The 14,402-nt window shown below is 62.4% G+C and carries 11 protein-coding genes; 1 reads left to right on the top strand and 10 read right to left on the bottom strand.

The window, feature by feature from the left end:
• The first annotated feature begins 60 nt into the window (after positions 1-60).
• Positions 61-960 (top strand): LysR family transcriptional regulator, encoded by a 900-nt coding sequence (locus GDH07_RS04310; RefSeq protein WP_152896757.1) that lies wholly within the window; start codon positions 61-63, stop codon positions 958-960.
• Between the two features lie 37 nt (positions 961-997).
• Here GDH07_RS04310 and ispD read toward each other — a convergent pair whose 3' ends face one another.
• From ispD to lpxB, 10 genes are all read right to left on the bottom strand, one after another.
• The gene (gene ispD, locus GDH07_RS04305; RefSeq protein WP_022642594.1) at positions 998-1,705 is read right to left on the bottom strand and encodes a 2-C-methyl-D-erythritol 4-phosphate cytidylyltransferase; all 708 of its coding nucleotides are present in this window, start codon (positions 1,703-1,705) and stop codon (positions 998-1,000) included.
• The gene (gene ftsB, locus GDH07_RS04300) at positions 1,702-1,980 is read right to left on the bottom strand and encodes a cell division protein FtsB (RefSeq protein ID WP_022642593.1); all 279 of its coding nucleotides are present in this window, start codon (positions 1,978-1,980) and stop codon (positions 1,702-1,704) included. Before ftsB ends, ispD begins: the two co-directional genes overlap by 4 nt.
• A 172-nt stretch (positions 1,981-2,152) precedes the next feature.
• A complete protein-coding gene (gene eno / locus GDH07_RS04295) occupies positions 2,153-3,442 on the bottom strand; it encodes a phosphopyruvate hydratase (protein ID WP_022642592.1) in 1,290 nt (429 codons plus the stop codon).
• Positions 3,443-3,597: 155 nt separating this feature from the next.
• Entirely contained in the window at positions 3,598-4,443 is an 846-nt protein-coding gene (gene kdsA, locus GDH07_RS04290; protein WP_031320992.1) for a 3-deoxy-8-phosphooctulonate synthase, read from the bottom strand.
• A gap of 5 nt (positions 4,444-4,448) precedes the next feature.
• Positions 4,449-6,080, bottom strand: a complete 1,632-nt coding sequence (gene pyrG, locus GDH07_RS04285; RefSeq protein ID WP_031320990.1) for a CTP synthase — start codon at positions 6,078-6,080, stop codon at positions 4,449-4,451.
• Between the two features lie 274 nt (positions 6,081-6,354).
• The gene (gene tilS, locus GDH07_RS04280) at positions 6,355-7,671 is read right to left on the bottom strand and encodes a tRNA lysidine(34) synthetase TilS (protein WP_152896756.1); all 1,317 of its coding nucleotides are present in this window, start codon (positions 7,669-7,671) and stop codon (positions 6,355-6,357) included.
• A gap of 132 nt (positions 7,672-7,803) precedes the next feature.
• Positions 7,804-8,751, bottom strand: coding sequence for an acetyl-CoA carboxylase carboxyltransferase subunit alpha (locus tag GDH07_RS04275; RefSeq protein ID WP_022642588.1), 948 nt, complete (start codon positions 8,749-8,751; stop codon positions 7,804-7,806).
• Between the two features lie 139 nt (positions 8,752-8,890).
• Positions 8,891-12,418, bottom strand: coding sequence for a DNA polymerase III subunit alpha (gene dnaE / locus GDH07_RS04270; protein ID WP_152896755.1), 3,528 nt, complete (start codon positions 12,416-12,418; stop codon positions 8,891-8,893).
• A gap of 207 nt (positions 12,419-12,625) precedes the next feature.
• Positions 12,626-13,273: a ribonuclease HII gene (gene rnhB / locus GDH07_RS04265; protein WP_172681665.1), complete on the bottom strand. Its 648-nt coding sequence runs from the start codon at positions 13,271-13,273 to the stop codon at positions 12,626-12,628.
• Entirely contained in the window at positions 13,270-14,400 is a 1,131-nt protein-coding gene (lpxB, locus tag GDH07_RS04260; RefSeq protein WP_152896754.1) for a lipid-A-disaccharide synthase, read from the bottom strand. The genes rnhB and lpxB overlap by 4 nt, the downstream gene beginning before the upstream one ends.
• Positions 14,401-14,402 lie beyond the last annotated feature (2 nt).

Genomic DNA, 14,402 nt, shown 5'->3' with positions numbered 1-14,402 from the left:
GCACCACGATGAATAATCCGACCAAAAGCAAAACATTATTGCTATACAGAGACAATCATCATGAGTGAAAACCGCTGGGAAGGCATCGACGAGTTCGTCGCCGTGGCCGAATGCAGCCAGTTCACCGCTGCAGCAGAACGCCTCGGTGTCTCTTCTTCTCATATCAGCCGGCAGATCGCCCGCCTGGAAGAACGCCTGCAGACTCGCTTGCTGTACCGCAGTACCCGCCGGGTAACCCTGACCGAAGCCGGCCAGACCTTCCTCCAGCATTGCCAGCGCTTGCAGGATGGCCGGGAAGAGGCGTTGCGCGCCGTGGGCGACCTGGCCAGCGAGCCCAAGGGCATGCTGCGCATGACCTGCGCGGTGGCCTACGGCGAGCGCTTCATCGTGCCGCTGGTGACCAGCTTCATGGGCCTGTATCCGCAGTTGCGGGTGGATATCGAATTGAGCAATCGGCCCCTGGACCTGGTGCACGAGGGGCTGGACCTGGCCGTGCGCCTGGGACGCCTGCAAGACTCGCGACTGGTGGCGACCCGCCTGGCTCCCCGGCGCATGTACCTGTGTGCATCGCCGTCGTACCTGGAGCGCTACGGTCGCCCCCATAGCCTTTCGGAGTTGAGCCGCCACAACTGCCTGGTCGGCAGTTCGGATATCTGGCAATTGGAACAGGATGGCCGCGAGTTCGCCCAGCGGGTTCAAGGCAACTGGCGCTGCAACAGCGGACAGGCGGTGCTGGATGCGGCGTTGCAGGGAGTGGGCCTGTGCCAACTGCCGGACTACTACGTGCTGGAGCATCTGCAGAGCGGCGCGCTGGCCTCACTGCTCGAAGCCCATCAGCCGCCGAACACTGCAGTATGGGCGCTCTACCCGCAACAACGACACTTGTCGCCCAAGGTGCGCAAGCTGGTGGACTATCTCAAGGAAGGCCTGGCCCGGCGCCCGGAGTACCAGGAGCGGTAGCTGCAGGCTTATCGCAGCCTGCGGCTACAGCGGTGGGTCAGCGACGGTTGGCCCAGCGCTGGCGCAACCACTCCAGGTCTTCCGGGCGGGTGACCTTGAGGTTGTCGGAACGCCCTTCGATCAAGCGTGGGGCCTGGCCGGCCCATTCCATGGCCGAGGCCTCGTCGGTGATCGCGACATCAGCCACCAGGCTGTCGGCCAGGGCTCGGTGCAAGGCGCCAAGGCGGAACATCTGCGGGGTATAGGCTTGCCAGATCAGGCTGCGATCCACGGTTTCCAGGACCCGCCCCCGCGAGTCGATACGCTTGAGGGTGTCCCGGGCCGGCACCGCGAGCAGGCCACCCACAGGGTCGTCCGCCAACTCGGCCAGCAGTTTGTCCAGGTCATCCCGGGCGAGGTTAGGTCGCGCGGCATCGTGCACCAGCACCCAATCATCATCCGCAGCGCCTTGGGCATGCAGGTGGAGCAAGGCGTTGAGCACTGAGTCGGAGCGTTCCGCACCGCCGTCGACCCGCTGGATTCGTCCATCCTGGGCACAGGCCAGGGACGGCCAGTAAGGATCGTCGGGAGCAACGCTGACCACCAGGCCCTTGAGACCGGGGTGGTCGAGGAAACAGCCAAGGCTGTGTTCGAGAATAGTGCGGCCGCCCAGTTGCAGATACTGCTTGGGACGGTCCGCGGCCATGCGGGCACCAACGCCCGCGGCAGGAATCACGGCCCAGAAGGCCGGCAGCAGATCGCTCATTGGGCCAACTGGTAGAGGGTCTCGCCCTCCTTGACCATGCCCAGTTCATGGCGAGCCCGTTCTTCGACGGTCTCCATGCCCTTCTTCAATTCCATGACTTCCGCATCGAGTACGCGATTGCGCTCCAGCAGGCGCTCGTTTTCAGCCTGCTGGTCGGCAATTTGCTGGGTCAGGTCGGCGACCTGGGCCAAGCTGCCATTTCCCACCCAAAGGCGGTACTGCAAGCCAGCCAGCAGCAAGAGCAAGACCAGGAACAACCAATTGGGACTGCGCATCGAATATCGGGTATCCAGTGAAAAAAGACAGCCATGCCTGCAACTTCGGACCTACTGATAGCACGAAGCCTGGAAAAACCAGGCTTGTGCTCTTAAGGCATCAGATTAGTGGCAAAAAATTCGCTGTAGCGACTTTTCCGACACAATCCGGTGTCTTTTTACCATCTACAGCTTAACCGCGAAACTCGCTGCGGCCGTTGTACTTGGCCTTGCCGTTCAGTTGCTCTTCGATACGCAGCAACTGGTTGTACTTGGATACGCGGTCGGAGCGGCACAGCGAGCCAGTCTTGATCTGGCCAGCCGCGGTACCCACGGCCAGGTCGGCGATGGTGGAGTCTTCGGTTTCACCGGAACGGTGGGAGATCACCGCGGTGTAGCCGGCGGCCTTGGCCATCTGGATGGCTTCCAGGGTTTCGGTCAGGCTGCCGATCTGGTTGAACTTGATCAGGATGGAGTTGGCGATCTTCTTGTCGATGCCTTCCTTGAGGATCTTGGTGTTGGTCACGAACAGGTCGTCACCCACCAGTTGTACCTTGTCACCGATCTTGTCGGTCAGGATCTTCCAGCCAGCCCAGTCGGACTCGTCCAGGCCATCTTCGATGGAGATGATCGGGTAGCGCTGGGTCAGGCCCTTGAGGTATTCAGCGAAACCTTCGTTGGTGAACACTTGGCCTTCACCAGCCAGGTTGTACTTGCCGTCTTCGTAGAACTCGCTGGCTGCGCAGTCCAGGGCCAGGGTCACATCGGTGCCCAGGGTGTAGCCGGCGTTGGCCACGGCTTCGGAGATCACCTTCAGGGCGTCTTCGTTGGAAGCCAGGTTCGGGGCGAAACCACCTTCGTCACCCACTGCGGTGTTCAGGCCACGGGCCTTCAGCACAGCCTTGAGGTGATGGAAAATCTCGGTACCCATGCGCAGACCTTCCGAGAAGGACTTAGCGCCGACCGGCTGCACCATGAACTCCTGGATGTCGACGTTGTTATCGGCGTGCTCGCCACCGTTGATGATGTTCATCATCGGCACCGGCATCGAGTAGACGCCAGGAGTGCCATTGAGGTTGGCGATGTGCGCGTACAGCGGCAGGTCCTGGTCCTGGGCGGCGGCCTTGGCAGCGGCCAGGGACACGGCCAGGATCGCGTTGGCGCCCAGGTTGGCCTTGTTCTCGGTACCGTCCAGCTTGATCATCGCCTGATCCAGCGCCTTCTGGTCGATTGGGTCTTTACCCAGCAACAGGTCGCGGATCGGACCGTTGATGTTGGCTACCGCCTTGAGCACACCCTTGCCCAGGTAGCGGGTCTTGTCGCCATCACGCAGTTCCAGTGCTTCACGGGAACCGGTGGAAGCACCGGACGGAGCGCAGGCGCTGCCGATGATGCCGTTGTCGAGAAGCACGTCCGCTTCGACAGTGGGGTTGCCACGGGAGTCGAGGACTTCACGACCTTTGATGTCGACGATTTTTGCCATTGTTGTAAACACTCCAAAGTTGACGAAAACGACGCAGCTGTAGGAAATCTTCTACCGTCGGCAAGGCGGGAAAAACAGGCAGTCTTGCAGACGATAAGGCTCAGGCCCGAAGGCCCGAGCAATAATCGTGCGGTACTTTACCGGAGAAACTGGTCTTACGCGGTTTCTACCGTCGGAAAACTCTTGACCAGTTCGTCCAGGGCCTTGAGCTGGGACAGGAACGGTTCGAGCTTGTCCAGGCGCAGTGCGCAAGGACCGTCGCACTTGGCATTGTCCGGATCAGGATGGGCTTCCAGGAACAGGCCGGCCAGGGACTGGCTCATGCCCGCCTTGGCCAGGTCGGTGACCTGGGCGCGGCGACCACCGGCCGAGTCGGCGCGGCCGCCCGGCATCTGCAGGGCGTGGGTCACATCGAAGAACACCGGATACTCGAACTGCTTCATGATGCCGAAGCCGAGCATGTCCACTACCAGGTTGTTGTAGCCGAAGCTGGAACCACGCTCGCAGAGGATCAACTGGTCATTACCGGCTTCCACGCATTTGTTCAGGATGTGCTTCATTTCCTGGGGCGCGAGGAACTGGGCTTTCTTGATGTTGATCACTGCGCCGGTCTTGGCCATCGCCACGACCAGGTCGGTCTGGCGCGACAGGAAGGCCGGCAGCTGGATGATGTCGCATACCTTGGCCACCGGTTCGCACTGGTAGGGCTCGTGCACGTCAGTGATCACCGGCACGTTGAAGGTCCGCTTGATCTCCTCGAAGATCTTCAGCCCTTCCTCCATGCCTGGACCACGGTACGAGGTCACCGACGAACGGTTGGCCTTGTCGAAGCTGGCCTTGAACACGTAGGGGATACCGAGCTTCTCGGTAACCCGCACGTACTCTTCGCAGACCTTCAGCGCCATGTCGCGGCTTTCCAGCACGTTCATGCCGCCGAACAGCACCATCGGCTTGTCGTTGGCGATTTCGATGTTGCCTACGCGGATGATCTTCTGCGCCATCAGGTTCACGCCTTCTTCTGGTGTTGAGCCAGTGCCGCCTTGACGAAACCGCTGAACAGCGGGTGACCGTCACGTGGAGTGGAGGTGAACTCGGGGTGGAACTGGCAAGCCACGAACCATGGATGATCCTGGCTCTCGACCACTTCCACCAGCGCGCCGTCTTCGGAACGACCGGACACCAGCAGGCCGGCCTCCATCAGTTGCGGCAGCAGGTTGTTGTTCACTTCGTAGCGATGACGGTGACGCTCGGTGATCACGTCGCTGCCGTAACAGTCGTGGACCTTGGAGCCCGCGACGATCTGGCAATCCTGGGCGCCCAGGCGCATGGTACCGCCCAGGTCCGAAGCTTCGGTACGAGTCTCGACCGCGCCGGTGGAATCGGCCCACTCGGTGATCAGGCCCACGACCGGATGGCCGCTGGTGCGATCGAACTCAGTGGAATTGGCGTCTTTCCAGCCCATGACGTTACGAGCGAACTCGATGACTGCCACTTGCATGCCGAGGCAGATACCCAGGTACGGGACCTTGTTCTCACGGGCGTATTGCACCGCGGTGATCTTGCCTTCCACACCGCGCAGGCCGAAACCGCCTGGAACCAGGATGGCGTCGGCGCCTTCCAGCAGGCCGGTGCCCTGGTTCTCGATGTCTTCGGAGTCGATGTAGCGCAGGTTGACCTTGGTACGGTTCTGGATGCCGGCGTGACTCATCGCTTCGATCAGCGACTTGTACGCGTCCAGCAGCTCCATGTATTTGCCGACCATGGCGATGGTGACTTCTTTCTCGGGGTTCAGCTTGGCGTCCACGACCTTGTCCCACTCGGACAGGTCGGCGCTGCTGCACTGCAGGCCGAAGCGCTCGACGACGAAATCGTCCAGGCCCTGGGCATGCAGCACACCCGGGATCTTGTAGATGGTGTCGACGTCTTCCAGGGAGATCACCGCACGCTCTTCAACGTTGGTGAACAGGGCGATCTTGCGACGCGACGAGGCGTCCACCGGATGGTCGGAACGGCAGATCAGCACGTCAGGCTGCAGGCCGATGGAGCGCAGTTCCTTGACCGAGTGCTGGGTCGGCTTGGTCTTGGTCTCGCCAGCGGTGGCGATGTAAGGAACCAGGGTCAGGTGCATCAGCATCGCCCGCTTGGAGCCGACCTCGACGCGCAGTTGGCGAATGGCCTCGAGGAACGGTTGCGATTCGATGTCACCCACGGTGCCGCCGATTTCGACCAGGGCCACGTCGGCATCGCCGGCGCCCTTGATGATACGGCGCTTGATTTCGTCGGTGATGTGCGGGATCACCTGGATGGTGGCACCCAGGTAGTCACCACGGCGCTCTTTGCGCAGCACGTGCTCGTAGACACGACCGGTGGTGAAGTTGTTGTTCTGGGTCATGGTCGTGCGGATGAACCGCTCGTAGTGGCCCAGGTCCAGGTCGGTCTCGGCGCCATCATGGGTGACGAATACTTCACCGTGCTGGAACGGGCTCATGGTGCCCGGGTCGACGTTGATGTACGGGTCCAGCTTGAGCATGGTGACCTTGAGCCCCCGCGCCTCCAGGATGGCCGCCAATGAAGCCGAGGCAATGCCTTTCCCCAATGAAGAAACAACACCGCCCGTGACGAATATGTAGCGCGTCATGAAAAACCCTAGAAGTCTGCGTTAAAGCGGTCAGTGCCGCCGGGGAAAGCGAAGGAAGGCCGAAGCCCCCGATCACCTGCATTAATCACAGTGCATGTTTCAAAAAAACCGCCGCGTTGTGACAGACCGGATGCAAAAACACCGGTACGTTGCTCGCTACACATTTTTTGGAATCGCCCAGCAAAGACTGCTTGGTAATCGGCAACTCCTGCAATTCAGGCGAATCCACAGAAGTTGTATCAAGAAGGGAGCGTAGTCTACCGGAAAGCCCCTTTCAGCTCAAACCTTGATCGCTGGTCGGTGGTCGCCAATGCAATTGCCAGGCGCCCCGGGCGTTTGTGCCGGCCATTGGCAGGTTCGCCACGGCCAACAGTTGTTCCCGGCGATACAGCAGCGGCAATCTGCCACGGACGAAAGCCGGCACCCCGGCCTCGTTCAACAGCCGCTTGAGATCGCGATGGCCGCGATCGCCCAGGTGCATCACCTCGCCGCCAAGACGATATCGGATGCTCAGCGGGCCATCGGGCACCGAGCCGCTGAAAGCCACATGGCCGTTATCCGGCAAGCACAGCGGTTGCTGCGGAGCGTGCCACTCAGCCCCCTGCCCGACCGGCCGCAGCCAGGCTCCGGACAACCACCACAGGTTCGTCCTCCCGCGATGCAGCTCGCCATCGGCCAGGCGCCAGATCGGCAGGGCTGCGTCCTTGGCATCACGCAGGGTTTCCCAACCCGCCCAGTGATCGGTGTCCGGCAAGCGGGTGAACCTGGCCAACCAATGGCTGAGGGCGTTGCGCTGGCGCGCAGCGGATAACTCTCGCAGGGGCGCCAAGGCCAGGGTTGGCAAGGGCAGCCAGAGCGGGTTCCGGTCCTGTTCGGCGGCGCGCAGATCCATCGAAGCCAGCTCGCCGAGCAAGCCCTGGGCCTCGCCAAGATGCGCGGCACTGCGAGCGAGACTGGCCGCGGCCTGGGGCCAGCGCGACTGCAACACCGGCATGACCTGATGTCGCAGGTAATTACGCGAATAGTGGTGATCGCTGTTGGAAGGGTCATCGACCCAGTCCAGCCGATGCTCGGCGGCATAACGCTCGAGCTCGGCGCGAGGCACGTCAAGCAAGGGCCGTAGCAAATGCCCACGCCCCAGGGGACGGCACCGGGGCATCGCCGCCAAACCCCGCACCCCGGCACCGCGCAATAGGCGAAACAGCAGGGTTTCCGCCTGGTCGTCACGATGCTGGGCCAGCAGCAACAGCTCATCGCTCGCCAGCGATTGCTCGAAGGTGCTGTAGCGCGCGTCCCGGGCGGCACGTTCGAGGCTGGCGCCAGCCGGCACCTGGACCCTGACTACCTGCAGCGGCACGCCCAGGGCGTCGCAGACTTGCTGACAGTGCTGCGGCCAGGCATCCGCCGCCTGTTGCAGGCCATGATGGACGTGAATCGCCGAAAGCGCCGGGAGGCAATGCTGGCGCGCCAGATTGGCAAGCAGGTGCAGCAGGACGGTGGAGTCCAGCCCCCCGGAGAAGGCCACGCGCCACGCGCTGGCCTGGCGCCAGGGAGCCAGGGTTTGCAGCAAAGAGTCGGCGAGAGGAGTCATGCGTTCAGGACCTGCAGCAGCGATCAGCTGGCCTTGCGGTTGCCCCAGAATGAACAAGACGCCGTGATCGGAGCGATCGACGGCGCCAGGTTCGCGAGCAGGCCTGCTCCGGCAAGCCGGAGCGGCGGGCGGTCAGAGACCGTAGCTCATCAGGCGGTCATAACGACGGGCCAGCAGGGTGTCGTTATCCATTTCCTTGAGCATCGCCAGTTGCGAGCTGAGCTCGGCACGGATCAGCGCGGAAGCGGCGGCCGGATCGCGGTGGGCGCCGCCCAGCGGCTCGGCGATCACTTTGTCGACGATCCCCAGGCCCTTGAGGCGCTCGGCGGTGATACCCATGGCTTCGGCGGCGTCGGCGGCCTTTTCCGCGGTTTTCCACAGGATCGAGGCGCAACCTTCCGGCGAGATCACCGCGTAGGTGGAGTACTGCAGCATGTTCAGCTGGTCGCACACGCCAATGGCCAGGGCGCCGCCCGAACCACCCTCACCGATCACGGTGGCGATGATCGGGGTCTTCAGGCGTGCCATGACCCGCAGGTTCCAGGCAATGGCTTCGCTCTGGTTGCGCTCTTCAGCGTCGATGCCCGGGTAGGCGCCCGGGGTATCGATGAAGGTCAGGATCGGCATCTTGAAACGTTCGGCCATTTCCATCAGGCGACAGGCCTTGCGGTAGCCTTCCGGACGCGGCATGCCGAAGTTGCGGCGAACCTTCTCGCGCACTTCGCGGCCTTTCTGGTGGCCGATGATCATCACGGGTTGCTCGTCCAGGCGGGCAACGCCGCCCACGATCGCCGCGTCATCGGAGAAGTGGCGATCGCCATGCAGCTCGTCGAACTCGGTGAAGATGTGCTGGATGTAGTCCAGGGTGTAAGGACGACGCGGGTGACGCGCCAGACGAGCGATCTGCCAGCTGGTGAGCTTGCCGAAGATATCCTCGGTCAAGGTTTTGCTCTTGTCCTGCAGGCGGGAGATCTCATCGCCGATATTCAGCGAATTGTCATTACCGACCAAGCGCAACTCTTCGATCTTGGCTTGCAGGTCGGCGATCGGCTGTTCGAAATCAAGAAAATTCGGGTTCATAGGCGTCCGTCTGGGGTCGACATCCAGTGAAGCTGGGGCCGGCCGGTTGTCTGTTCGCGCCCTACCTTAAGGGACTGGCGCGATGAGGTCGATATTAAAAATTCAAGTAACGACGAGGCGCACTGATGGCACCTCACCGTCAACGGTATTGCAGGAAGACGTTGTCTTTCCCGAACTGGTCACGCAGGGCCTGAATCAAGCTGTCCGCCGGATCGATGCGCCAGGCCTCGCCGAACTGCAGCAGGGTCTTGGCATCGTCGCGACTGTACTCCATGGAAATGGGGCACGCGCCGCGGTGGCGCTTGAGCAGATCGCCCAGCCAGCGTAGCTGATCGCCCTTGAGCGCATCGCTGTGGACTTTCAGGCGCAGGCTTTCGGCCAGGTTGGTCCGCGCATCCTCCATGCTCATTACCCGCTTGACCCGCAGGCGCAGGCCGCCGGAGAAGTCATCGTTGCTGACCTCGCCCTCCACCACCACCATGGCGTCGGTCTGCAGCAAGGCCTGGGCAGCCATGAAGGAGTCGGCGAACAACGAGGCCTCGATTCGCCCGGAGCGGTCGTCGAGGGTGATGAAGCCCATCTTGTCGCCCTTCTTGTTCTTCATCACCCGCAGGGCAATGATCATCCCGGCCACGGTCTGGGTATCGCGCGCCGGCTTCAGGTCGATGATGCGCTGGCGGGCGAAACGACGGATCTCGCCCTCGTACTCGTCGATCGGGTGGCCGGTCAGGTACAGGCCCAGGGTGTCCTTCTCGCCCCGCAGGCGTTCCTTGAGCGTCAGTTCACGAGCCTTGCGGTGGTTGCCATAGACGTCCGCATCCTCTTCGACGAACAACCCGCCGAACAGGTCGGCGTGGCCGCTATCGGCGGTCCGGGCGGTCTGTTCGGCCGCCTTGATCGCCTCTTCCAGGGCCGACAGCAATACGGCGCGGTTGCGGTCGATATTGGCCTGGTAGGCCTTGAGCTCGTCATGGAAGTAAGGCCCCAGGCGGTCCAGGGCACCACTGCGGATCAGCGCATCCAGGGTGCGCTTGTTGATGCGCTTGAGGTCGACCCGGCTGCAGAAGTCGAACAGGTCCTTGAACGGGCCACCTTCGGCCCGGGCCTCGACGATCGCTTCCACCGGGCCTTCGCCCACGCCCTTGATCGCCCCCAGGCCATAGACGATGCGGCCATCGTCGTTGACCGTGAACTTGAAGTCGGAGCTGTTCACGTCCGGCGCATCGAGACGCAGCTTCATGCTGCGTACTTCCTCGATCAGCACCACCACCTTGTCGGTGTTGTGCATATCCGCCGACAGTACCGCAGCCATGAAAGGCGCCGGGTAGTGGGTCTTGAGCCAGGCGGTCTGGTAGGACACCAGGCCATAGGCCGCCGAGTGGGATTTGTTGAAGCCGTAACCGGCGAACTTTTCCACCAGGTCGAAGATGTTACCGGCCAGGTCCGCGTCGATGTTGTTGGCAACGCAACCCTCGATGAAACCACCACGCTGCTTGGCCATCTCCTCGGGTTTCTTCTTACCCATGGCCCGGCGCAGCATATCCGCACCACCCAGGGTGTAGCCGGCCATGACCTGGGCGATCTGCATCACCTGTTCCTGGTACAGGATGATGCCGTAGGTGGGCGCCAGCACGGGCTTGAGGCCTTCGTACTGATAGTCCGAATGCGGATACGCCAGTTCGGCACGACCGTGCTTGCGGTTGATGAAGTCGTCCACCATGCCCGATTGCAGCGGGCCCGGACGGAACAGCGCCACCAGTGCGATGAGGTCTTCCAGGCAGTCGGGCTTGAGCTTCTTGATCAGCTCCTTCATGCCACGGGATTCGAGCTGGAACACGGCCGTGGTCTCGGCCTTCTGCAACAGCTCGTAGGTCTTCTTGTCATCCAGCGGGATGAAGTCGATGTTGACGTCGGGCAGGTTGCTCTTGGCCTGCTCGCGATTGATGGTCTCCATCGCCCATTTGATGATGGTCAGGGTCCGCAGGCCGAGGAAGTCGAACTTCACCAGGCCCGCCGCCTCGACGTCGTCCTTGTCGAACTGAGTCACCAGGCCGCCGCCCTCTTCGTCACAGGCGATCGGCGAGAAGTCGGTGAGCTTGGTCGGCGCGATCACCACGCCACCGGCGTGCTTGCCAGTGCCGCGGGTGACCCCTTCGAGCCTCAAGGCCATGTCCCAGATTTCGCGGCCATCCTCATCGGTCTTGAGGAAGTCGCGCAACATCTCCTCCTGCTCGTAGGCCTTCTCCAGGGTCATGCCGACCTCGAAGGGGATCATCTTCGACAGGCGGTCGGCCAGGCCGTAGGACTTGCCCTGCACCCGCGCCACGTCGCGCACCACCGCCTTGGCGGCCATGGTGCCGAAGGTGATGATCTGGCTTACCGCGTTACGCCCGTAGGCCTCGGCCACGTAGTCGATCACCCGGTCACGGCCGTCCATGCAGAAGTCGACGTCGAAGTCGGGCATGGAAATACGTTCGGGGTTGAGGAAACGTTCGAACAGCAGGTCATAGGCCAGCGGGTCGAGGTCGGTGATCTTCAGCACATAGGCCACCAGGGAACCGGCACCCGATCCCCGCCCCGGACCCACCGGTACATCGTTGTTCTTGGCCCACTTGATGAAGTCCATAACGATCAGGAAGTAACCGGGGAAGCCCATCTGGATGATGATATCCAGCTCGAACTTCAGGCGATCCAGATAGAGCTGGCGCTTCTCTTCATAGTTGGGCGTGGTGTCCTTGGGCCAAAGCACCGCCAGGCGCTCTTCCAACCCCTCGTGGGACACATGGCGCAGGTAATCATCGATGCCCATGCCGTTGGGCGTCGGGAAGTCGGGGAGAAAGTACTTGCCCAGCTGGACCGTGATGTTGCAGCGCTTGGCAATCTCCACGGTGTTTTCCAGCGCCTCGGGCAGGTCGCTGAACAGCTCGGCCATCTCCTCGGCACTCTTGAGGTACTGCTGGTCGCTGTAGTTCTTCGAGCGGCGCGGATCGTCCAGGGCACGGCCTTCACCGATGCAAACCCGGGTCTCGTGGGCCTCGAAGTCGTCCTGCTTGATGAAGCGCACATCGTTGGTCGCCACCAACGGCGCGCCGATCTTGTCGGCCAGGGCCACGGCACCATGCAGTTGCTCTTCGTCGTTGGGACGATTGGTACGCTGGACTTCCAGGTAGAAGCGATCCGGGAACACTCCCATCCATTCCAGGGCCAGGGCCTCGGCCACCGCAAGGTCGCCCGCCACCAGGGCCATGCCGATCTCGCCCTCCTTGGCCGCCGAGAGCATGATCAGGCCTTCGGCAGCCTGCACCACCCAATCGCGCTCGATGATGGTCAGCCCGTTGCGCTGGCCTTCGGTAAACCCACGGGAGATCAGCTCGGTGAGGTTGCGATAGCCCACGGCATTCATCGCCAGCAGGCTGATGCGACTCAGGGGGCCGTCCGCATCGTCCTTGTTCGCCAGCCACAGGTCGGCACCGCAGATCGGCTTGATCCCGGCGCCCATGCTGGTCTTGTAGAACTTGACCAGGGAGCACATGTTGCTCTGGTCGGTAACCGCTACCGCCGGCATGCCCATGCCGGTCAGGGCCTTGACCAGCGGTTTGATCCGCACCAGACCGTCGACCAGGGAAAATTCAGTGTGCAGGCGCAGGTGAACGAATGAAGCCGGCATAGTGATCCTGTAAATAGCGCGAAAACAACGAGGCCCGGACATCGGGCGATTTAAAGACTCGAACTCGGCGTTACAGCGCAAGGCAGCCAAGGCCTGCGCGCGGCGACCATCGATAGTGGTTCATCGCCACTGCCGGCAGGCCATTGCCGTCGTTCGTGGAGCTTTAAAGCAGCCGGATTGTACCGGGCCTTGGTTAAAACATCAGCCTCAAGACTGAACCAGGCCCAGCGCTTCACGCGCTTCATAGGCCAGGCGTACCGGCGCGAAAGAGCGCCGGTGGATCGGAGTCGGGCCCAGGCGCGCCAGGGCTTCCAGGTGGACTGGAGTCGGATACCCCTTGTGCCCGCCGATACCGTAACCGGGATAGATGAGCTCGAAGGCGGCCATCTCGCGGTCGCGGCTGACCTTGGCCAGGATCGACGCCGCAGCGATCGCCGGGACCTTGCTATCGCCCTTGACCACCGCTTCGGCCGGCACTGCCAACTTGGGGCAGCGGTTGCCATCGATCATCGCCAACTTCGGGGTCACGCTCAAGCCTTCCACCGCCCGCTGCATGGCCAGCATGGTGGCGTGCAAGATGTTCAGCTCGTCGATTTCCTCGACTTCCGCCCGGGCGATGCACCAGCTCAGGGCCTTCTCGCAGATCTCGTCGAACAGCTGTTCGCGACGGGCCTCGGTGAGTTTCTTGGAATCGTTCAGGCCGAGAATCGGCCGGTTCGGATCGAGAATCACCGCAGCGGTAACCACCGCACCGCACAGGGGGCCACGTCCGACTTCATCGACACCCGCCACCAGGTCGCCAGCATCGGCCACCAGGGTGAAGTCCAGGCCCATCTGCTTCTTGGAATTGCTCATTGGGCTTTACCTATCAGTTCCAGCACCGCCCGAGCGGCCTGGTTGGATGCGTCGCGACGCAAGGTGCGATGGATCTGGTCGAAACCGTTGGTCTGCTCCTCGCCACCCTCGATCAGCGGCGACAGGGTCTTGGCCAGGGCCTCGGCAGTCGCAGCATCCTGCAGCAACTCGGGCACCAGCAAGCGCTGAGCCAACAGGTTGGGCAGGGAAATGTACGGACTCTTGACCATGCGCTTGAGAATCCAGAACGTCAGCGGCGCCAGGCGGTAGGCCACCACCATCGGCCGCTTGTACAACAGGGCTTCCAGGGTCGCCGTACCCGAGGCGATCAATACCGCGTCGCAGGCCGCCAGTGCTTTATGCGACTGGCCATCGAGCAGGGTCAGCGGCAGGTCGCGACCGACCAGCAACTCTTCCACCTGGGCTCGCCGCTGGGCATTGGCGCAAGGCAGAATGAAACGCACACCCGGGCGCATGGCCCGCAAGCACTCGGCGGCATCCAGGAACAGGCCGCCCAGGCGTCCTACTTCGCCGCCACGACTGCCTGGCATCAACGCCACCAGCGGGCCGTCGGGCAAACCGAGTTCGGCGCGAGCCGCTGCTCGATCAGCTTGCAAGGGGATGGCATCGGCCAGGGAGTGGCCGACGAACTTCACCGGAACGCCCTTTTCCTCGTAGAACCTGGCTTCGAAAGGAAACAGGGTCAGCATCAGGTCGCAGCCTTCGCGGATCTTCAGCACACGCTTCTGGCGCCAGGCCCATACCGATGGACTGACGTAGTGCACGGTCTTGATCCCGGCCTGGCGCAACTTGAGCTCGATATTCAGGGTGAAGTCCGGGGCATCGATACCGATGAATACATCCGGCTTTTCGGCGATCAGGGTCTGCACCAGTTTCTTGCGTCGGGCCAGCAGCTCACGCAGGCGCCCGAGAACCTCGACCAGCCCCATGACCGCCAGGCGCTCCATGGGAAAGTAGGAGACCAGCCCCTCGGCCTCCATCAATGGCCCACCGACACCGATGAACTCCACCGCCGGATGCTGGGCCTTGAGGGCGCGCATCAAACCAGCGCCAAGAATATCGCCGGAGGCTTCGCCAGCCACCAGCGCAATACGCAGAGTGCTCATGA

Origin of the sequence: Pseudomonas piscis, from assembly GCF_009380155.1 — a bacterium.
GTDB classification, from domain to species: domain Bacteria; phylum Pseudomonadota; class Gammaproteobacteria; order Pseudomonadales; family Pseudomonadaceae; genus Aquipseudomonas; species Aquipseudomonas piscis.
This window is presented reverse-complemented; position numbering and strand designations above follow the sequence as displayed.

Coding starts and splice junctions, on each gene's coding strand:
- GDH07_RS04310 (WP_152896757.1), top strand. CDS start 61: ATGAGTGAAAACCGCTGGGAAGGCATCGACGAGTTCGTCGCCGTGGCC.
- ispD (WP_022642594.1), bottom strand. CDS start 1,705: ATGAGCGATCTGCTGCCGGCCTTCTGGGCCGTGATTCCTGCCGCGGGC.
- ftsB (WP_022642593.1), bottom strand. CDS start 1,980: ATGCGCAGTCCCAATTGGTTGTTCCTGGTCTTGCTCTTGCTGCTGGCT.
- eno (WP_022642592.1), bottom strand. CDS start 3,442: ATGGCAAAAATCGTCGACATCAAAGGTCGTGAAGTCCTCGACTCCCGT.
- kdsA (WP_031320992.1), bottom strand. CDS start 4,443: ATGGCGCAGAAGATCATCCGCGTAGGCAACATCGAAATCGCCAACGAC.
- pyrG (WP_031320990.1), bottom strand. CDS start 6,080: ATGACGCGCTACATATTCGTCACGGGCGGTGTTGTTTCTTCATTGGGG.
- tilS (WP_152896756.1), bottom strand. CDS start 7,671: ATGACTCCTCTCGCCGACTCTTTGCTGCAAACCCTGGCTCCCTGGCGC.
- GDH07_RS04275 (WP_022642588.1), bottom strand. CDS start 8,751: ATGAACCCGAATTTTCTTGATTTCGAACAGCCGATCGCCGACCTGCAA.
- dnaE (WP_152896755.1), bottom strand. CDS start 12,418: ATGCCGGCTTCATTCGTTCACCTGCGCCTGCACACTGAATTTTCCCTG.
- rnhB (WP_172681665.1), bottom strand. CDS start 13,273: ATGAGCAATTCCAAGAAGCAGATGGGCCTGGACTTCACCCTGGTGGCC.
- lpxB (WP_152896754.1), bottom strand. CDS start 14,400: ATGAGCACTCTGCGTATTGCGCTGGTGGCTGGCGAAGCCTCCGGCGAT.